Origin of the sequence: Pseudomonas sp. P7779, from assembly GCF_013386315.1 — a bacterium.
In the GTDB taxonomy this organism is placed as follows: domain Bacteria; phylum Pseudomonadota; class Gammaproteobacteria; order Pseudomonadales; family Pseudomonadaceae; genus Aquipseudomonas.
The window spans coordinates 198,849-217,285 of record NZ_JACARZ010000005.1; the positions used below are offsets into that span (position 1 = coordinate 198,849).

Annotated in this window: 21 protein-coding genes; 12 read left to right on the plus strand and 9 right to left on the minus strand. The window is 61.0% G+C overall.

Annotation, left to right across the window (positions count from 1 at the left end):
* Positions 1 to 523: 523 nt before the first annotated feature.
* Positions 524 to 1,918: an argininosuccinate lyase gene (argH, locus tag HX869_RS02555; protein WP_008439335.1), complete on the plus strand. Its 1,395-nt coding sequence runs from the start codon at positions 524 to 526 to the stop codon at positions 1,916 to 1,918.
* A 110-nt stretch (positions 1,919 to 2,028) separates the two neighbouring features.
* Here the strand turns inward: argH and HX869_RS02560 are convergent, their stop codons facing one another.
* Positions 2,029 to 2,688, minus strand: a complete 660-nt coding sequence (locus HX869_RS02560) for a glutathione S-transferase family protein (RefSeq protein ID WP_177022377.1) — start codon at positions 2,686 to 2,688, stop codon at positions 2,029 to 2,031.
* Positions 2,689 to 2,813: 125 nt separating this feature from the next.
* On the opposite strand from HX869_RS02560, the gene HX869_RS02565 reads away from it, so the two are divergent.
* The 3 genes from HX869_RS02565 to HX869_RS02575 all read left to right on the plus strand — a co-directional run bounded on the left by HX869_RS02565 (position 2,814) and on the right by HX869_RS02575 (position 6,501).
* Entirely contained in the window at positions 2,814 to 3,098 is a 285-nt protein-coding gene (locus HX869_RS02565) for a hypothetical protein (protein WP_003208814.1), read from the plus strand.
* A 148-nt stretch (positions 3,099 to 3,246) separates the two neighbouring features.
* Complete coding sequence (locus tag HX869_RS02570; protein WP_178902706.1) at positions 3,247 to 3,495, plus strand: TIGR02647 family protein; 249 nt, start codon at positions 3,247 to 3,249, stop codon at positions 3,493 to 3,495.
* 168 nt (positions 3,496 to 3,663) lie between these two features.
* Positions 3,664 to 6,501 (plus strand): class I adenylate cyclase, encoded by a 2,838-nt coding sequence (locus tag HX869_RS02575; RefSeq protein ID WP_008439344.1) that lies wholly within the window; start codon positions 3,664 to 3,666, stop codon positions 6,499 to 6,501.
* Here the strand turns inward: HX869_RS02575 and rnk are convergent.
* The 3 genes from rnk to cyaY form a co-directional block, all read right to left on the minus strand.
* Positions 6,498 to 6,908 (minus strand): nucleoside diphosphate kinase regulator, encoded by a 411-nt coding sequence (rnk, locus tag HX869_RS02580; RefSeq protein WP_003208808.1) that lies wholly within the window; start codon positions 6,906 to 6,908, stop codon positions 6,498 to 6,500. The two genes, HX869_RS02575 and rnk, sit on opposite strands and share 4 nt — an antisense overlap.
* A 131-nt stretch (positions 6,909 to 7,039) precedes the next feature.
* On the minus strand, positions 7,040 to 7,258 hold the full coding sequence (locus HX869_RS02585) for a DUF1289 domain-containing protein (protein ID WP_003208805.1): 219 nt from the start codon (positions 7,256 to 7,258) through the stop codon (positions 7,040 to 7,042).
* A gap of 2 nt (positions 7,259 to 7,260) precedes the next feature.
* Positions 7,261 to 7,593: an iron donor protein CyaY gene (gene cyaY / locus HX869_RS02590; RefSeq protein ID WP_003208803.1), complete on the minus strand. Its 333-nt coding sequence runs from the start codon at positions 7,591 to 7,593 to the stop codon at positions 7,261 to 7,263.
* A 239-nt stretch (positions 7,594 to 7,832) separates the two neighbouring features.
* On the opposite strand from cyaY, the gene HX869_RS02595 reads away from it, so the two are divergent.
* The 6 genes from HX869_RS02595 to HX869_RS02620 are packed head-to-tail and all read left to right on the plus strand — an operon-like array spanning position 7,833 to position 12,413.
* On the plus strand, positions 7,833 to 7,994 hold the full coding sequence (locus HX869_RS02595; protein ID WP_003208801.1) for a lipoprotein: 162 nt from the start codon (positions 7,833 to 7,835) through the stop codon (positions 7,992 to 7,994).
* A gap of 9 nt (positions 7,995 to 8,003) precedes the next feature.
* Positions 8,004 to 9,251: a diaminopimelate decarboxylase gene (lysA, locus tag HX869_RS02600; protein WP_008439346.1), complete on the plus strand. Its 1,248-nt coding sequence runs from the start codon at positions 8,004 to 8,006 to the stop codon at positions 9,249 to 9,251.
* A 4-nt stretch (positions 9,252 to 9,255) separates the two neighbouring features.
* A complete protein-coding gene (gene dapF / locus HX869_RS02605; RefSeq protein WP_177050320.1) occupies positions 9,256 to 10,086 on the plus strand; it encodes a diaminopimelate epimerase in 831 nt (276 codons plus the stop codon).
* Between the two features lie 13 nt (positions 10,087 to 10,099).
* Complete coding sequence (locus HX869_RS02610; protein WP_088422095.1) at positions 10,100 to 10,816, plus strand: DUF484 family protein; 717 nt, start codon at positions 10,100 to 10,102, stop codon at positions 10,814 to 10,816.
* Positions 10,817 to 10,818: 2 nt separating this feature from the next.
* On the plus strand, positions 10,819 to 11,718 hold the full coding sequence (gene xerC, locus HX869_RS02615; protein WP_003208794.1) for a tyrosine recombinase XerC: 900 nt from the start codon (positions 10,819 to 10,821) through the stop codon (positions 11,716 to 11,718).
* Complete coding sequence (locus tag HX869_RS02620) at positions 11,715 to 12,413, plus strand: HAD family hydrolase (protein WP_178902707.1); 699 nt, start codon at positions 11,715 to 11,717, stop codon at positions 12,411 to 12,413. The genes xerC and HX869_RS02620 overlap by 4 nt, the downstream gene beginning before the upstream one ends.
* A gap of 255 nt (positions 12,414 to 12,668) precedes the next feature.
* Here HX869_RS02620 and sutA read toward each other — a convergent pair whose 3' ends face one another.
* The 4 genes from sutA to glnK all read right to left on the minus strand — a co-directional run bounded on the left by sutA (position 12,669) and on the right by glnK (position 15,447).
* On the minus strand, positions 12,669 to 12,995 hold the full coding sequence (gene sutA / locus HX869_RS02625; RefSeq protein ID WP_003208791.1) for a transcriptional regulator SutA: 327 nt from the start codon (positions 12,993 to 12,995) through the stop codon (positions 12,669 to 12,671).
* A gap of 103 nt (positions 12,996 to 13,098) precedes the next feature.
* A complete protein-coding gene (locus tag HX869_RS02630) occupies positions 13,099 to 13,524 on the minus strand; it encodes a secondary thiamine-phosphate synthase enzyme YjbQ (RefSeq protein ID WP_003208787.1) in 426 nt (141 codons plus the stop codon).
* Between the two features lie 209 nt (positions 13,525 to 13,733).
* Positions 13,734 to 15,074, minus strand: coding sequence for an ammonium transporter (locus HX869_RS02635; protein ID WP_008439352.1), 1,341 nt, complete (start codon positions 15,072 to 15,074; stop codon positions 13,734 to 13,736).
* 34 nt (positions 15,075 to 15,108) lie between these two features.
* A complete protein-coding gene (gene glnK, locus HX869_RS02640) occupies positions 15,109 to 15,447 on the minus strand; it encodes a P-II family nitrogen regulator (protein WP_002555808.1) in 339 nt (112 codons plus the stop codon).
* 473 nt (positions 15,448 to 15,920) lie between these two features.
* Here glnK and HX869_RS02645 point away from each other — a divergent pair, with 473 nt between their 5' ends.
* Entirely contained in the window at positions 15,921 to 16,130 is a 210-nt protein-coding gene (locus HX869_RS02645) for an accessory factor UbiK family protein (RefSeq protein ID WP_371103568.1), read from the plus strand.
* 52 nt (positions 16,131 to 16,182) lie between these two features.
* Here the strand turns inward: HX869_RS02645 and cfa are convergent, their stop codons facing one another.
* Entirely contained in the window at positions 16,183 to 17,265 is a 1,083-nt protein-coding gene (cfa, locus tag HX869_RS02650) for a cyclopropane fatty acyl phospholipid synthase (protein ID WP_003208781.1), read from the minus strand.
* A 263-nt stretch (positions 17,266 to 17,528) separates the two neighbouring features.
* Here cfa and HX869_RS02655 point away from each other — a divergent pair, with 263 nt between their 5' ends.
* Positions 17,529 to 18,437, plus strand: a complete 909-nt coding sequence (locus HX869_RS02655) for a LysR family transcriptional regulator (RefSeq protein WP_003208779.1) — start codon at positions 17,529 to 17,531, stop codon at positions 18,435 to 18,437.

An 18,437-nucleotide genomic window follows, 5' to 3' on the forward strand; every position in this document is an offset into this window, starting at 1 on the left:
CGTAGACAGGTGCGGTGACTTCCGTCACGGCGATCCACGCTAAGACTAGCGCGAGCGGCAAAAAGTGCCCCGAGAGTGGCACCAATATTTACCCGGACCTGTTCAATCGCGCCCAAAGCCTGCTGCCTTCGGGCATCGTCGTAGGGTTTGCTGATACACAATACGAACACCCCCTCTCTAATGGATAGCCTGGAGTTCGACCTCATCGCCCGGCATTGGTGCAGTGCACCTTCCGTCAGCGCGAAGCTCTATCAGTGCAACTGTAGACGCTGGCGAAGACGATATTGCTCAATCGTCAAATATCGTTTCAATAAACACGCTTTGTTTGACCAAGGACCGCAAGTCTCCCCCCCGATCAGTCCTGGCTCCAGTCTCGTCCTGCGCGAGTCCGGGGGCAAGGCACTTAGCCATCTTGGAAACAAATAAAAATGCCCCGCCCCGGCATCGTCGCCTCCGGGGGCAACCCTGTTATTATCGGCGCCACACTTTCATGCCCTCTTTCCAGCAGATCACGAGCGAATCCATGAGCACCGACAAGACCAACCAGTCCTGGGGCGGCCGCTTCAGTGAACCCGTCGACGCCTTCGTCGCGCGCTTCACCGCCTCCGTCACTTTCGACCAGCGCCTCTACCGCCACGACATCATGGGCTCGATCGCCCACGCCACGATGCTGGCCAAGGTCGGCGTGCTGACCGACGCCGAGCGCGACAGCATCATCGACGGCCTGACCACCATCCGTGGCGAGATCGAAGCCGGTACCTTCGACTGGCGCGTCGACCTGGAAGACGTGCACATGAACATCGAGGCCCGCCTCACCGACCGCATCGGTGTGACCGGCAAGAAACTGCACACCGGTCGCAGCCGTAACGACCAGGTGGCTACCGATATCCGCCTGTGGCTGCGGGACGAGATCGACCTGATCCTGGCAGAAATCACCCGCCTGCAAAAAGGCCTGCTGGAGCAGGCAGAGCGTGAGTCCGGCACCATCATGCCCGGCTTCACCCACCTGCAGACCGCACAGCCTGTGACGTTCGGCCACCACCTGCTGGCCTGGTTCGAAATGCTCAGCCGCGACTACGAGCGCCTGGTGGACTGCCGCAAGCGCGCCAACCGCATGCCTCTGGGCAGCGCTGCACTGGCTGGCACCACCTACCCGATCGACCGCGAATACACCGCGCAGCTGCTGGGTTTCGACGCCGTGGGCGGCAACTCCCTGGACGGCGTGTCGGACCGTGACTTCGCCATCGAATTCTGCGCCGCGGCCAGCATTGCGATGATGCACTTGTCGCGCTTCTCCGAAGAGCTGGTGCTGTGGACCAGCGCGCAATTCCAGTTCATTGACCTGCCGGACCGCTTCTGCACCGGCAGCTCGATCATGCCGCAAAAGAAAAACCCCGACGTGCCGGAGCTGGTACGCGGCAAGAGCGGCCGTGTATTCGGTGCGCTGATGGGCCTGTTGACCCTGATGAAAGGCCAACCGCTGGCCTACAACAAGGACAACCAGGAAGACAAGGAACCGCTGTTCGACGCCGCCGATACCCTGCGCGACTCGCTGCGTGCCTTTGCCGACATGATCCCGGCGATCAAGCCCAAGCACGCCATCATGCGTGAAGCGGCCCTGCGCGGTTTCTCCACCGCCACCGACCTGGCGGACTACCTGGTACGCCGTGGCCTGCCGTTCCGCGACTGCCACGAGATCGTCGGGCATGCCGTGAAGTACGGCGTGGACACCGGCAAGGACCTGGCGGAAATGAGCCTGGAAGAACTGCGCCAGTTCAGCGACCAGATCGAGCAGGACGTGTTTGCGGTGCTGACCCTGGAAGGCTCGGTGAATGCCCGTAACCATGTCGGCGGGACTGCGCCGGCGCAGGTGAAGGCTGCCGTGGTTCGCGGTCAGGCATTGCTCGCCAGCCGCTAAAAGCTTCGCGAGCAAGCCCGCTCCCACATTCGACTGCATTCCAAAGGTGGAACTCGGTCAAATGTGGGAGCGGGCTTGCTCGCGAAAGCCTCATCACAAACACCCAAGATCTATTTCTTGGCAGCAACCATCGCCATAAACGCCGGCATCGCCGCTTCCTTGTCCGCCGCCACCCGCTGGGCATTCGGCAGCGCCTGCAAGCGCTCCAGCAACGCCTTGGCCTTCGGCAACTCAGCCAACAGATCCAGCCCGAACAGCTTCCCGGCCACGGCACAGGCCAGGTCCACGCTGTACACAAAATACAAATCCGCAATCGTGAAGCTGTCTCCTGCCACATACGGCGCAAACTTCCCGTGCCGCCCCAGCGATGCGATCCCCAGCAATAACTCCGCCCTGGACTTTTCCTTGATCGCCTCCGGCACCGGCATTCCGAAAAACGCCTCGGCAAAACACGCCCGGGCCGGCAACTCGATGTACAGCTCGATTTCCCTGCACAACGCCAGCACCTGGGCGCGCTGGAACGGCTCGCTCGGCAGCAGCGATCGTCCGCCCTGGGTCTGTTCGAGGTATTCGAGGATCACGCTGGTTTCGTTGATAAACCCTTGCTCGACACCCAGCACCGGCACCTTGCCCCGCGGGCTCACGGCCAAGGCTTCAGGGGTCTGGCCTGCGTAGAACGGCACCTCTTCGAAGGGCAGCCCTTTCTCCAGCAGCGCCAGTTTGACCATGTTGTAGTAGTTGCTGACCGAAAATCCATAAAGCTTGAGCATCACAAAGCCTCCAGGCCGTGTACGGGGTTGGCAGCAGTGGTTATAGATCGGGAGGCCGCGCCTGGCCAGCAGCATCAGCCGAGTGAATGGGGGTAGACTGGCGCCCTTTCCTCCAGGAGCCTGCCATGAGCGAGCCAACCGATATCGACAACGACGAAGAAGAGTTCGCCGAGACCACCTTGATTGAAGCGATCGAGAACCAGATCGAAAGCGACAACCCGCCCGCCGCCAAGGCCACGTTCAACAAGCTGACCCTGGTGGGCTACGAGCGCGAAGACATCCTGCAAATGATGGCCCACGTCCTCGCCATCGAAATTGACGCGCTGCTCGAAGAAGATCGCGCCTTCAATACCGAATGGTATGAAACTGCGTTGCGTGCGCTGCCGGAGCTGCCGCCCGAGAAGCAATAAGCCTCACACCGCGCTGGCCAGCAAACTCTTGCTGGCCACAATCCTGCCCCACATCAACACCGCATGAGTTCCGACTGGACAGCTCGCCCAAGTGCGTTCACCTTATGGCTGCTAACGTCTAAAAATTCCTAGAAAGTCTGGAGTCCTTATGTCGTATACCCCTGAGTTGGTTGCCGAACTGGAAATCCTTGCACTCTTCAACCTGGGCAGCTCCCAGGAAGGTCTGAAAGTTCATCAGACTGCCGCTCCCACTGCCATTGCCGCCGCCCTGCGCCTGTTTGATAAAGACCTGATCGACCAGCCAGACGGTGGTTACCTCACCAGCCTCGGCCGGGACGCTGCCGAACACGCACAAAGCCTGCTGACTATTCTGACGACCGCCAAAGAAGCCGCCTGACACCTCGTATCGCCCACGGGATCCTCTTTTCACGGATTCCGCGGGCATTCCCGCGCCCGGGATAAAATTCCGGCGTCAAAAACAAATTCCCTCTAAACCTCCTACGCTACTGGCTGTAAACTCCCACACGGCCGCCCACGTCGGGCCCTGCGAGCCACCGAGTTCGACATGACCCGCACCCACGAAATCCGCCCCGACCTGGACGAAGGCATCGACCGCAAGGTGCTGGCCCAGTTACGCGCGCGGTTTCTGGCCCTGAACGAAGGCCGCATGGCCCGGGCCGTCGAAGGACTGACACCACGCCAGCAAAGCGTATTGACCCTGCTGCCGCTGTTTTTCCACGTAAATCACCCGCTGTTGCCGGGCTATGTGTCGGGCAGCACGCCGGCCGGCCTGTCGAATTTTGAACCCGACGCGCAAGCCTTGGCCGAGGCCCAGCGCCTGACCCGCACGTTTTCCTACAAGCCCCGCCACGGCAACCCACCGCGGCCGATTCATGGCCTGTTCCTGATGGGCAGCCTGGGCACCCTGGCCCAGGCCGATCAAAGTGATATGGACGTGTGGGTCTGCCATGCGGCCGATCTCAGCGAGAACGAGCTGGCCGAGTTGCGCAAGAAATGCCAACTGCTCGAAACCTGGGCCCTGAGCATGGGCGCCGAGGCGCACTTCTTCCTGATCGAGCCGACGCGGTTTATCCAGGGCGAGCGCGACAGCCAACTGAGTTCAGAAGACTGCGGCACCAGCCAGCATTACCTGCTGCTGGACGAGTTCTACCGCACCGCCATCTGGCTGGCCGGGCGCACGCCGATCTGGTGGCTGGTGCCGGTGTACGAAGAAACCCGCTATGCCGACTTCACCCACGCGCTGATTTCCAAACGCTTTATTCGCGCCGATGAAACCCTCGACCTGGGCCACCTGGCGCACATCCCGCCGGGTGAATTTATCGGTGCCGGCTTGTGGCAGTTGTTCAAGGGCATCGAATCGCCCTACAAATCAGTACTGAAACTCCTGCTGACCGAGGTCTACGCCAGCGAGCACCCGAAGGTGCAGTGCCTGAGCCTGCGCTTCAAGCGCGCTGTGTTTGCCAATCAGCTGGACCTGGACGAGCTGGACCCGTACATCGTCGTCTACCGCCGGATCGAGGAGTACCTCAAGGCCCGTAATGAGCCGGAACGCCTGGAACTGGTGCGGCGCAGCCTGTACCTGAAGGTCAACCGCAAGCTCAGCGCGGGCCAGCGCACCGGGTGGCAGCGTTTGTTGCTGGAGCGCCTGGCCAGCGAATGGGGTTGGGACCAGCGCCAACTGGCCCTGCTGGACAGCCGCAGCCAATGGAAAGTCCGCCAGGTGGCCTCCGAACGCCGGGCGCTGGTCAACGAGCTGAACTACAGCTATCGCTTCCTGACCCAGTTTGCCCGCACCGAACAGACCGTCAGCCTGATCAACAAGCGCGACCTCAATGTGCTGGGCCGGCGCCTGTACGCCGCCTTCGAGCGCAAGGCCGGCAAGGTCGAGTTCATCAACCCCGGCATTGCGCCCGACCTTGCCGAAGACACCCTGACCCTGGTGCAGTCGCCCAACCGCAAAGAGCCCGGCCAGCATCATTGGGGCTTGTACAACGGCAGCCTGACCGCCCTGGAATGGGAACACTTCGCGCCGATCAAGCGCAGCCGCGATTTGCTGGAAATGCTCACCTGGTGCCACCGCAACGGCGTGATCGACAGCAGTACCCGCCTGGCGCTGCATCCCGGCAGCAGTGACATGACCGAATTCGAGCTGTTCAACCTGCTGGGCAGCCTGCAACAAACTGTCGTCCTGCCCCTGGCCAGCGTCGATGAAGACCGCCTGCTGCGCTCGGCAGTGCCCGAGGAAGTGCTGCTGCTGATCAACGTCGGCGTCGACCCGCTCAAGCATCACCGGGACTTGAACATCCTGATGACCACCGAGCGCACCGACTCCCTGAGTTACGCGGGCGTACGGGAAAACCTGGTGCTGACCCTGGACCAGGTCACGCTCAACAGTTGGAACGAGGTGATGGTCAGCCGCTATGACGGCCCCCACGCGCTGCTCGATTGCCTGCGCGACTACCTCAATCAGCTACCGCCCAATCACTTGCCGCGCTTGCGGGTGCGCTGTTTCTGCCACAACCGCGCGCAGTTCATTGCCCAGCGCGTGGAAGAAATCTTCGACACTGCGCAAAACCTGCTGCTGGGCCAGGAAAACCATCGCTACCTGGTGCAGGTGCAGCAGCACTACCACGTGATGGAGCTGACACCCGGCCAGGCCAACCATGTGTCACTGGCGACCCAGGACGCGCTGATCGCCTACCTCAGTGAGGAACTGGCCAGCTACAGCCCGCTGCACCTGGACACCATGGCCCTGGAAGACCACGACCTGGCGCTGCTGCTGCCCATGGGCCTGCCCGACTGTGTGCAGGTGTTCTACCGGATCAACGACGGAGTTGCCGAGCTGTACGTGCTGGATGAGTTCAACGCGCTCTGGCAGCAGCGCCTGCCGTTCCACGACGAGCAAAGCCTGTTGGTGCCGTTGCAGCGCTTCCTGCAGTCGATCATTTATCGCCGCGACGCGCTGCTGCCGCTGGATCCGCAACAGCCCTTCGGCGCGGTGCAAATCCTGTATTACCAGTTGCTGCCGTCAGGCAGCGGCCGCGCACGTCGGGCAGAACCGCGCCCAGCGCCGCAAACCCCGGCCAACAAGCCGTTCTACGACGTGCAGGCGATTATCGGCAAGGCAGCACCGGGCCAGGTGGGGATCACCTTGTACTGCAATCAACGGGAGTTTTCCGAGCTGGAATTTGGCGACCAACTGTTTGCGGTGGTCGCCCAGCAAATCGTCGGGCAACGCCGGGAAGCCGAGCGTTACCGCTGCTACATCACCGATCTGGACCTGTCCGGCCTGCTCGGTGATGTTCAAAGCCCGAGCAATCTGTACCTGCGCTACAAGGCTGATCTGGAACTGGCGCTCAATGAAGCGCTGAACCAGGTTTAGAGAGGAAAGGCGCCACCGTCTTTCGGCTGGCCTTCGACGCCGAGCAATTCAAGCTTGAGGGTCTTGCCACCCGGTGCTGGCCAGTCGATGTGCTGGCCGACTTGCAGGCCCAGCAATGCACTGCCCACCGGCGCCAGGATCGAGATTTTGCCTTCGTCGGCGTTCGCGTCCTTGGGGTAGACCAGGGTCAGGTGATAGTCCTTGCCACTGCCTTGTTCACGGCAATGCACGCTGGAGTTCATGGTCACGACAGATGCAGGCACTTCATCGTGGCCAACCACTTCTTCGGCGCGGTCGAGTTCGTGTTGCAGGGCTTCAACGCCCGGCGACGCCTCGCCGACACGGTCGATCAGTTGCTCAAGACGCTGCACGTCAAGACGGGTGAGGATGATGGAAGGTGCGGTCATGATTCAGGCAGACTCCTTTTTTCTGCACAAAAAAGCAAAACCCCGCCAGGAAAAGGCGGGGTTCTCACGGACCTCGATGAGTTGAGGTGTATCCGGACACTACCACAGCACAATAAATAAACAAGACGGCCTCAGGCGCAGGTCCTGCGCTGCTCGGCCTGGGCGACGATCACGCGGCGTCGCGCATCGTCGGCAGAGCGCCATTCGCGGATGTCTTCCACATGACGGAAGCAACCGAGGCAGACTTTGTGCTCATCCAGCCGACATAAACTGATACAAGGTGACGGCACCGCCGGGCTGACATTGCTGAACAGCGGCTTGGGCGGGCGTACGGGAACGGGCTGCGTCACGATCAGATCTCGTCGAAGTCCAGCTCGACGCCGGCTTGTTCCTGGGTGAGGCGCGCGAGCATTTCGCTCAGCAGCTCATCGGTGGTGTCGTGGGTCCAGCGTTTTTCTTCTTCATCGTAATCGAAGTGAAAACCACCGGAACGCGCCGCCAGCCATAGCTGACGCAGGGGCTCCTGGCGGCTGAAAATCAATTGGGTGCCATTTTCAAACTTGACGGTGAGCACACCGGCCGAGTTCTCCAGGTCCACATCCAGACCGCTGTCGTCGAAAATATCCTCCAGCGCTTGCTGGGTCGCATCCACCAGGTCGTGAAAACGCGCTTCGGTCAAACTCATTGTGGGAACCTCGAAAAGTGTCTGGTCTCGCTCAAGCGCCGCACAATACGGACGCGCCATCATGATTGCAAAGGATACCGATTTCATTACCCACAGCCGTGTGAATTATCCTCGATTGGTGTAAGCACAATCGCAACAAACTCGGCAAAGCCCCGCCGGACGGGTATTTCGGCGCATAGGCAATCCGGCGGGTGGTCGGTATACTCGGGCGCAATTAATGCATATTCAAGGATTTCGCCATGAAGCGCCTGATCTCTTCCCTTGCTGCGCTCGTCGCGGTCGCTTGCCTCGTTAGTGCCTGTGGTCAAAAAGGCCCGCTGTATCTGCCCGATGACAGCAAAGACCCGAATGAACAGGCGCAATCGTCGCAAACCAAAGCGCACAAGCACGACACCTACTAAGGGAACATCATGGACGCTTTTAACTACCGGGACGGCGAGCTGTTCGCGGAAGGTGTCGCGCTGTCCGCCATCGCCGAGCGCTTTGGTACCCCGACCTACGTGTACTCCCGTGCCCACATCGAAGCGCAATACCGCTCCTTTGCCGATGCGCTGGAAGGCACGCCGAGCCTGGTGTGCTTCGCCGTAAAAGCCAACTCCAACCTGGGTGTACTCAATGTCCTGGCGCGCCTGGGCGCCGGTTTCGACATCGTGTCCCGGGGCGAGCTTGAGCGTGTACTGGCCGCCGGCGGCAAGGCTGACAAAATTGTGTTCTCCGGTGTCGGCAAGAGCCGCGAAGACATGCGCCGCGCCCTGGAAGTTGGCGTGCACTGCTTCAACGTCGAATCCACCGACGAGCTGGAGCGCCTGCAAGTGGTGGCCGCCGAGATGGGCGTTCGCGCGCCGATCTCCCTGCGGGTCAACCCGGACGTCGACGCCGGCACTCACCCGTACATTTCCACCGGTCTCAAAGAGAACAAGTTCGGCATCGCCATTGCCGACGCCGAGGACGTGTACATCCGCGCCGCGCAGTTGCCGAACCTGGAAGTCTTGGGTGTCGACTGCCATATCGGCTCGCAACTGACCAGCCTGCCACCGTTCCTCGACGCCCTCGACCGCCTGCTGGCGCTGGTCGACCGCCTCGGCGAGTGCGGCATCTACCTGCACCACATCGACCTCGGTGGCGGCGTGGGTGTGCGTTATCGCGATGAAGAGCCGCCGCTGGTGTCCGACTACATCAAGGCCGTGCGCGAGCGCCTCGAAGGCCGCGACCTGACGCTGATGTTCGAGCCGGGCCGCTACATCGTCGCCAACGCCGGCCTGCTGCTGACCCAGGTCGAGTACCTCAAGCACACCGAGCACAAGGATTTCGCCATCGTCGACGCGGCGATGAACGACCTGATCCGTCCGGCGCTGTACCAGGCCTGGATGAATGTGACGGCCGTCAAGCCACGCGCAGGCGAAGGCCGCAGCTACGATATCGTCGGCCCGATCTGCGAGACCGGCGACTTCCTGGCCAAGGAACGTCAGCTGGCCCTGGAAGAAGGCGACCTGCTGGCCGTGCATTCGGCCGGTGCCTATGGGTTTGTCATGAGCTCCAACTACAACACCCGCGGGCGTACCGCCGAGGTGCTGGTGGACGGTGATCAAGCGTTTGAAGTGCGTCGCCGCGAGACGGTAGCCGAGTTGTTTGCTGGCGAAAGCCTGCTGCCGGAGTAAGGTCATGTTGCTGCGTTTTACCAAGATGCACGGGCTGGGCAATGACTTCATGGTCCTCGACCTGGTCAGCCAGCACGCGCACATCCTGCCCAAGCACGCCAAGCTGTGGGGCGACCGGCACACCGGTGTCGGCTTCGACCAATTGTTGCTGGTGGAAGCGCCGAGTAACCCGGAAGTGGATTTCCGTTACCGGATCTTCAACTCCGATGGCTCCGAAGTGGAACAGTGCGGCAATGGTGCCCGCTGTTTCGCCCGTTTTGTCCTGGACAAGCGCCTGACCGCCAAGCGGCAGATTCGCGTCGAGACCAAAAGCGGCATCATCGAGCTGGATATTCGCAGCGACGGCCAGATCGGCGTCAACATGGGCGCGCCACGGCTGGTGCCGGCGGACATTCCGTTCCAGGCCACCGAGCAAGCCCTGAGCTATGCGGTGGATGTGGACGGCAAGACCGTCAACCTGGCTGCCGTGTCCATGGGCAACCCCCATGCCGTGCTGCGGGTCGATGACATCAACAGCGCACCGGTTCACGAACTGGGGCCGAAGATCGAAAACCACCCGCGCTTTCCCGCGCGGGTCAATGTGGGCTTCCTGCAGGTCATCGACCGTTCCCGTGCGCAGTTGCGCGTCTGGGAACGCGGTGCCGGCGAAACCCAGGCTTGCGGTACCGGTGCCTGCGCCGCTGCCGTAGCCGCGATCAGCCAGGGGTGGATGGATTCGCCACTGCTGATCGACCTGCCCGGCGGACGTCTGTCCATCGAATGGGCAGGCCCTGGCCAACCGGTGAAAATGACCGGCCCGGCCACCCGCGTTTACGAAGGACAGGTCCGTCTATGAGTGAGCAAATCTAATGACTGATAAGCCTCAAGTACCCGCGAAAGCATCCCCAAGCGAAAGTCTGGAGGCCGCAGCCGTTGCGGCGTATCTGGAGGCTAATCCGGACTTCTTCGTCGAACACGAAGAGCTGTTGCCGGCCCTGCGTATTCCCCACCAGCGTGGCGATACCGTGTCGCTGGTGGAGCGGCAGATGAAGATCCTGCGCGAGCGCAATATCGAGATGCGTCATCGGCTCTCGCAGCTGATGGACGTGGCCCGTGACAACGACCGCCTGTTTGACAAGACTCGCCGCCTGGTCCTGACCCTGATGGACGCCGCCAGCCTGGAAGAAGCGGTGATTGCCGTCGAAGACAGCCTGCGCCAGGACTTCCAGGTGCCCTTTGTCAGCCTGATCCTGTTCAGCGACAACCCGATGCCGGTGGGTCGCTGGGTCAGCGGCAGCGATGCCCAGACCGCGATTGGCGGCCTGCTGTCCGAAGGCAAGACCATCAGCGGCACCTTGCGCGAACATGAGCTGGACTTCCTGTTTGGCGCCGAGCAGCGCCAGCAGATCGGCTCCACCGCCGTGGTTGCCCTCAGTCATCAAGGTTTGCATGGCGTGCTGGCCATCGCCAGCCGTGATCCGCAGCATTACAAAAGCTCGGTGGGCACGCTGTTCCTGAGCTACATCGCCGAAGTGCTGGGCCGCGTCCTGCCACGCTTCACCAGCGCATTGCGCGCGGTGCGCTAGCCATGGAACGACAACTGGACGCCTACTGCGCTCACCTGCGCAGCGAGCGCCAGGTGTCGCCGCATACCCTGGAAGCCTACCGGCGGGACTTGAACAAGGTCCTGGCGTTCTGCGAGAAACAACACATCGGCAGCTGGAAGGCCCTGGACATCCAGGGTCTGCGCAGCCTGATCGCCCGCCTGCACCAGCAAGGCCAATCCTCCCGCAGCCTGGCGCGCCTGTTATCGGCGGTACGCGGCCTCTATCAGTACCTGAACCGCGAAGGCCTGTGCGACCACGACCCGGCCAACGGCCTGGCGCCGCCCAAGGGTGAACGCCGCCTGCCCAAGACCCTCGACACGGATCGCGCCCTGCAATTGCTCGATGGCGCCGTGGAGGACGACTTCCTGGCCCATCGCGACCAGGCAATCCTCGAACTCTTCTACTCCTCGGGCCTGCGCCTGTCGGAACTGACCGGGCTTAACCTCGATCAACTGGACCTGGCGGATGGCCTGGTGCAAGTGCTCGGCAAAGGCAGCAAGACCCGCGTATTACCCGTGGGCAAGAAGGCCCGCGAAGCCTTGCTGCTATGGCTGCCGCTGCGCGCCCTGGCCAACCCGGCGGACGACGCGGTGTTTATCAGCCAGCAAGGCCGGCGTCTCGGGCCCCGGGCCATACAAGTGCGGGTCAAGGCCGCCGGCGAGCGCGAGCTGGGGCAGAACCTGCACCCGCACATGCTCCGGCACTCCTTTGCCAGCCACTTGCTGGAGTCCTCCCAGGACCTGCGTGCGGTGCAGGAACTGCTGGGCCACTCCGACATCAAGACCACCCAGATCTACACCCACCTGGACTTCCAGCACCTGGCAACGGTGTACGACAGCGCCCATCCACGGGCCAAACGCATTAAGGGCAGTGACTCATGAGCATCAAGCTGATCACCTTCGACCTGGACGATACGCTCTGGGATAACGTGCCGGTCATCATCAGCGCCGAGGCATCGATGCGCGAGTGGCTGGCGACCCACGCCACCAAGGTGGGCGACTTGCCCCTGGAGAAGTTTGCCAGCCTGCGCCAGCAGGTGCTGGAGCGTCATCCCGAGCTGAAATATCGCATCAGCGTGTTGCGTCACAAGGTGCTGCAATACGCCTTCGAGGAAGCCGGGTACCCGTTGCCGGAAGCGGCGCAGATGGCGGATGTGTGCTTTGAAGCGTTCATCCATGCCCGGCATCAACTCACCGTATTCCCCGAAGCGGAACCGATGCTGCAAGCACTGCGCCGCGACTATCTGCTGGGGGTGATTACCAACGGTAATGCCGATGTGCAACGTGTGGGGTTGGCGGACTACTTCCACTTTGCACTCCGGGCTGAAGACATTGGTATTGCCAAGCCGGATGCGCGGTTGTTTCAGGAAGCCTTGCAGCGCGGTGGCGTAGCGCCGGGCGCGGCAGTGCATGTGGGTGACCATCCAGGGGATGACATTGCCGGTGCGCAGCAGGCGGGGCTGCGGGCGGTGTGGTTCAACCCGGCAGGCAAGGCCTGGGAGGCCGAGAAATTGCCGGATGCCGAGATTCGCAGCCTGACCGAGCTACCCGACGTGCTAGCCCGCTGGAAAGCATAACCTGATGATGAAGGGCTTTTGTGGCGAGGGAGCTTGCTCCCGCTGGGCTGCGAAGCGGCCCCTGAACCAGCCACGACGGCCTTTCTGAAAGACCGCGTCGACCCAACCAGGGGCCGCTTCGCGCCCCAACGGGAGCAAGCTCCCTCGCCACACACGCTCTTCATCCTTGGATGGGTGTTGGCCCTGACCATTTTGTAGCGCCCATGAAAAAGCCCGCAGCGACGGCGGGCTTTTTCAGCAAGCAAACAGCAGGCCTTAGATAGGCCGGCTGCCGTACTTGTTATCCGGCTTCTTCGGTGGATCTGCCACCACGTTAGCCTCGACTTCCTGCACTTTGCCGCCTTTGGCGAGGAATTCTTCCATCGCCCGGGCCAGCGCATCGCGCTCTTTGTTCTTGGCTTCTACGCTCGGCAATTCGTCAACCGACACTGCAGCCTTGGCCTTGCCCTTGGCTGCCGGGACCGGTGCATCGTCGCCACCGTCGTCGTCAGCCACGTCTTCGGCAGCCGCCTCAAGACCTTCTTCGGTTTCGTCGTCGTCGCCTACTTCGAGGTCGTCGTTTTCCAGATCATCGTCGCTCATGTTCTACCTCATGACTTGCGAAAAGCAGATTAGTTATAGCCCAGCTTCGCCGCCTGTCGACGGCCGCCGGAAAAAAATCAACATCCACCGGTTAACCAGTGGCTTATGCCCCATCACCGTGCAAGGTGGCGAGGACTTTACGAGCACCGCCATGATCACGGTGCTCGCCCAGATAAACACCTTGCCAGGTCCCCATCGCCAAGCGGCCGGCCCTTACCGGCAAACTCAGCTGACAGCCCAGCAGACTGGCCTTGAAGTGCGCCGGCAGATCATCCGGACCCTCGTCGTTGTGTTCATATCCCGCCGTGCCTTGCGGCACCAGCGCATTGAAAAAACGCTCGAAGTCACGGCGAACCGCCGGGTCGGCATTCTCGTTGACCGTCAACGAGGCCGAGGTGTGCTGCAGCCACAAATGCAACAGTCCCACCCGACAGGCCTTCAATTCAGGCAGGCCGGCGAGCAACTCGTCCGTCACCAGATGAAAGCCCCGGGGCTTGGCCCGCAGGGTTATCAGGGTCTGTTGCCACATACAGTTCTCCGCCTATCGGCGCGCATTCTAGCGCGCTCAGGGAAAAAACAAAGTGCCGAATACGCCTACATGCCTGTAAGACATTCGCACACTGAAAAGTGCAGTGCGGATCCCATCACAAAGTCGCAAAAAAACCCATACACCTTTAGCCACAGACAAACCCAAGGCAAAAAAATGCCCGGCAAGCCGGGCATCTTTTTTTCGCGTACTTACAAGTTGTAGCCGCGCTCGTTGTGTTGCGCCAGATCGAGGCCAACCGCCTCTTCTTCTTCGGTCACCCGCAGGCCCATCACCACGTCCAGCACCTTGAGGATGATGTACGTCACGATAGCGGTGTAGATGACGGTGAAGCCGACGCCTTTGGCCTGAACCCAGACCTGTGCGGCAATGTCGGTAGTAGCGGCGTTGAAGCCACCCATCGACGGTGCGGCGAACACGCCGGTCAGGATCGCGCCGAGGATACCGCCGATACCGTGCACGCCGAAGGCGTCCAGGGAGTCGTCGTAGCCCAGTTTGCGTTTCAGGGTAGTGGCGCAGAAGAAGCACACCACACCGGCAGCCAGGCCGATCACCAGGGCGCCCATCGGGCCCACGGTGCCAGCGGCTGGGGTGATTGCCACCAGGCCCGCAACCACACCCGAGGCGATGCCCAGTGCGCTTGGCTTACCGTGGGTGACCCACTCGGCGAACATCCAGCCCAGGGCCGCAGCAGCGGTAGCGATCTGGGTCACCAGCATCGCCATGCCGGCAGTGCCGTTGGCCGCAGCAGCGGAGCCGGCGTTGAAGCCGAACCAGCCGACCCACAGCATGGCCGCGCCCACCAGGGTGTAACCGAGGTTGTGCGGGGCCATTGGGGTGGTTGGGAAGCCTTTACGCTTGCCGAGTACCAGGCACGCTACCAGGCCGGCCACACCGGCGTTGATGTGCACCACGGTGCCGCCTGCGAAGTCCAGCACGCCCCAGTCGCCCAGCAACGAACCCGGACCGCCCCATACCATGTGGGCGATCGGTGCGTAGACCAGGGTGAACCAGACGCCCATGAAGATCAGCATCGCGGAGAACTTCATCCGCTCGGCGAATGCACCGACGATCAGCGCCGGGGTGATGATCGCGAAGGTCATCTGGAAGGTCACGAACACGGCCTCAGGGAACAACGCCGCCGGGCCGGTGATGCTGGCCGGGGTCACACCCGAGAGGAACAGTTTGGACAAGCCACCTACAAACGAGTTGAGGTTGACGACGCCTGCTTCCATACCGGTGGTGTCGAACGCCATGCTGTAGCCGTACACGAACCACAGGATGGTGATCAGGCCGGTGATGGCAAAGCACTGCATCATCACGGAAAGAATGTTTTTGGAGCGAACCATGCCGCCGTAGAACAGCGCGAGGCCTGGAATGGTCATGAACAGCACCAGCGCGGTGGACGTGAGCATCCACGCGGTGTCGCCGGAATTGAGGACTGGAGCAGGTACTGGGTCCGCCGCCATGGCCAGGGCCGGCATTACGAGGGACAACAGGGCTCCTAGCCCTGCGAATTTACGCAGAGTCATATTGTTTTCTCCTGGGGCGTTGGGGTTTGGCGGCTTAGATTGCGTCGGTATCGGTTTCGCCGGTACGGATGCGAATAGCCTGTTCCAGATTGACCACGAAGATCTTGCCGTCACCGATCTTGCCGGTGTTGGCGGCCTTGGTTATCGCCTCGATAACCCGGTCAAGATCCTTGTCGTCAATGGCGACATCAATCTTCACCTTTGGCAGGAAATCGACCACGTATTCCGCGCCGCGATACAGCTCGGTGTGACCCTTCTGCCGACCGAAGCCTTTGACCTCAGTAACGGTAATGCCCTGCACGCCGATCTCGGACAGTGACTCGCGTACATCGTCCAACTTGAACGGCTTGATGATGGCAGTGACTAGCTTCATGAAAACTCTCTCCCGAATTGGTGGACTTGCCCCAGGAAAACAAACCCGTCTCAAGTCTAAGCGCAGTGCCTGGCTTTGTAACGCTTCGTCGCCCTGGCATTTGCCATTGCGACGCTCGCTAACCACTGGTGACGAAACATGTACCGCTGGTCCGTCGGCGCACTGCATCGTCACAGCGACTGCATCAGTGCATGGGTCATGATCGTCTAAGCAGAAAGCTTGCCAGCTCCGTAAAAATCACTGAAATCAGTCCTTTGTTCGCCTGTGCCCACCTACCGGGCGCCACGACAGCGAAGATACGCACGAAAACGGTGCGCGACCGCCCGTCCTCATGCGCGAAAAGCGTGCGCCGCAGGGGCTGGAAAAGACTATAGACGCTGCGTGATACACTGCCGGCCAACAGATTTTCCGGACTATTTCCCATGCTCGCGCCCAAAGACCTCCTCGACGCCCTGAGCGGCCACGCCTCCCGCCTGTTCAGCAGCGACACGCCGCTGCCACGCAATGAAATTGAAAGCCAGTTCAAGGCACTGCTGCAAAGCGGTTTCAGCAAGCTGGACCTGGTAAGCCGGGAAGAGTTTGATAGCCAGATGGTGGTGCTGGCGCGCACTCGGGCGCGGTTGGAAAGCCTTGAGGCCAAGGTGGCGGAGCTGGAAGCGCGATTGACGCCTGCCGCCGAATAAGCCGGCCCAACCGGGGCAGGTTTCGCCTGTCCCCGTTAAACCGTTGCAACCCTCAGCTCACCCGCTGATACCCGCCGACAACCCCCTTCTTCGACAATACCCACTGCCACAGCTGGATATCCCGCGCGCGAAACGCCCCTGCACACGACAGCAGGTAATAGCGCCACATCCGGTAGAAACGCTGGCCAAAGGTGTCTGCGAAATCCGGCCACGCCAGTTCGAAGTTTTCGCACCAGGCCATCAGCGTCTTGTCGTAGTCGGCGCCAAAGTTGTGCAAATCCTCGGCAACAAATAACCCGTCCATGGCGTCGCCGATCTGCCCGATCGAGGGCAAATCACCGTTGGGAAAGATGTATTTGTCGATCCACGGATCCGGCGTGCTGTTGCGTTGGTTCTTGCCGATAGTGTGTAGCAGGAACAACCCATCGTCTTTCAGGCAGCGGTTGGCGACCTCCATATACGCCCGATGGTTCTTGCGCCCCACATGCTCGAACATGCCGACACTGGCGATATGGTCGAACTGCTCGTCGATATCCCGATAGTCCTGCAGACGAAACTCGATCGGCAGATGTGAATACTTGGCCCGCCCCCACTCCGCCTGCTCCTTGGAGATGGTCACGCCGACACACTCGACCCCGTAGTGCTCGGCCGCATGACTCATGAAACTGCCCCAGCCACAGCCGATATCCAGCACGCGCATGCCCGGCTTGAGCCCCAGTTTTTTACAGATCAGGTCCAGCTTGGCGAACTGCGCCTGCTCCAGGGTGGTGGCATCTTTCCAGTAGCCACAGGTGTAGGTCATGCGCGAGTCGAGCATGCGTGCGTAGAAGTCATTGCCGAGGTCGTAATGTGCTTCGCCGACTTGCCAGGCGCGTTTCTTGTTTTGCAGGTTCAGCCAGCGGGAGCTGAACGCGTGAAACAACAAGGTGGCCGGGTTAGCCTGGTCGATCACGCCGGAGCGCATGAGGCGGAAAAAAAACTCATCCAGCGCCTCGGCGTCCCAGCCGCCATCCATGTAGTCTTCGCCAAGGCCCAGATTGCCCTTGGCCAGGGCGAGATCAAATGTGGCACTGTGGTGCAATTGCATATCGGCAGCCGATGGCCCGTTGACCTCGATCTGCGCCTGCGCCAGCAACTCCTTAACGAAGCGCGCTCCCTGAGACATCTCATCAGAACCGGAAAAAGAATGACGCGTTTTGTTAAGCACAGTTGCTCTCCAGAAATAGCGTTGCCTTTGATTCATACACTGCGAGAAATCTGGCCATGGAAGCGTCTGGCAAGGCCCTTAAGGCGTCATGGAAGCGCTGGCTGGGAACAGATGTAACAAATCTTATCCAGCCATTTTTTAAAGATATAATGAATTAATATTATGAAAACCATGCAAAATTGGAATGCAAGATGGACATCCGGGCGCTCCGTTATTTCGTAGAAGTCGTCGACCAGCAGAGCTTTACCAAAGCCGCTGTGAAGCTGCACCTGACCCAGCCAACAGTCAGCAAGATGGTGCAGCAATTGGAGTCGAGCCTGGGCCTGAAGCTGCTCGACCGCATGGGAAAACGCTTCACCCTGACGGACGCCGGGGAAATTGTGCTCAAGCGCGCCAAGGAAATGATCGCGCTGCACGATGAAATGACGGTAGAGCTGCAAGACTTGCAGCATGTCGGGCGCGGCGCCCTGCGCATGGGGCTTTCGCCCTCCACCCACCTCGCACTGGCGCCGATTTTTGCGGAGTATCACGCCCGTTACCCGAAGATCGAACTGAAACTGTTCGAAAGCGGCGGCAATATCACCATCCAGGATCTGCGCCAGGGCACGCTGGAGTTCGGCACCATCCTGGACTCGCCGCGCGTGGCGGATATCTGGTCCGAATTCGAATCCATGCCCTTGTTCGAATCGCCACTGTGCCTGCTCGCGCCCCATGACTCGCCCTGGCAAGGCCGCAGCTCGGTGGAGTTGAGCGAACTGCAAGCCTGCGAATTCATCTTTTACGATGACACCTTCACCCTGAACCAATTCGTACTTGATGCCTGTGCACAAGCCGGTTTTGAGCCGCGGATCAGTGGCCGCAGCAGCCAATGGGACTTTATTGCCTCCCTGGTACGACTGGGCGTGGGCATCACCCTGCTGCCCCGGGCATTCTGCGAAACCCTTGATGCGAGCCAGTTCAGCATCGCGGAAATACAGTCGCCGGCGCTGAACTGGAGATTGATGCTGGCGTGGCGTCGGCAGTGCAAATTGTCGTTTGCGGCGCAGGCGTGGTTGACGTTGGCGAAGGAGTTTCTATGTGTGCCGCCGTCGGACCGTTAG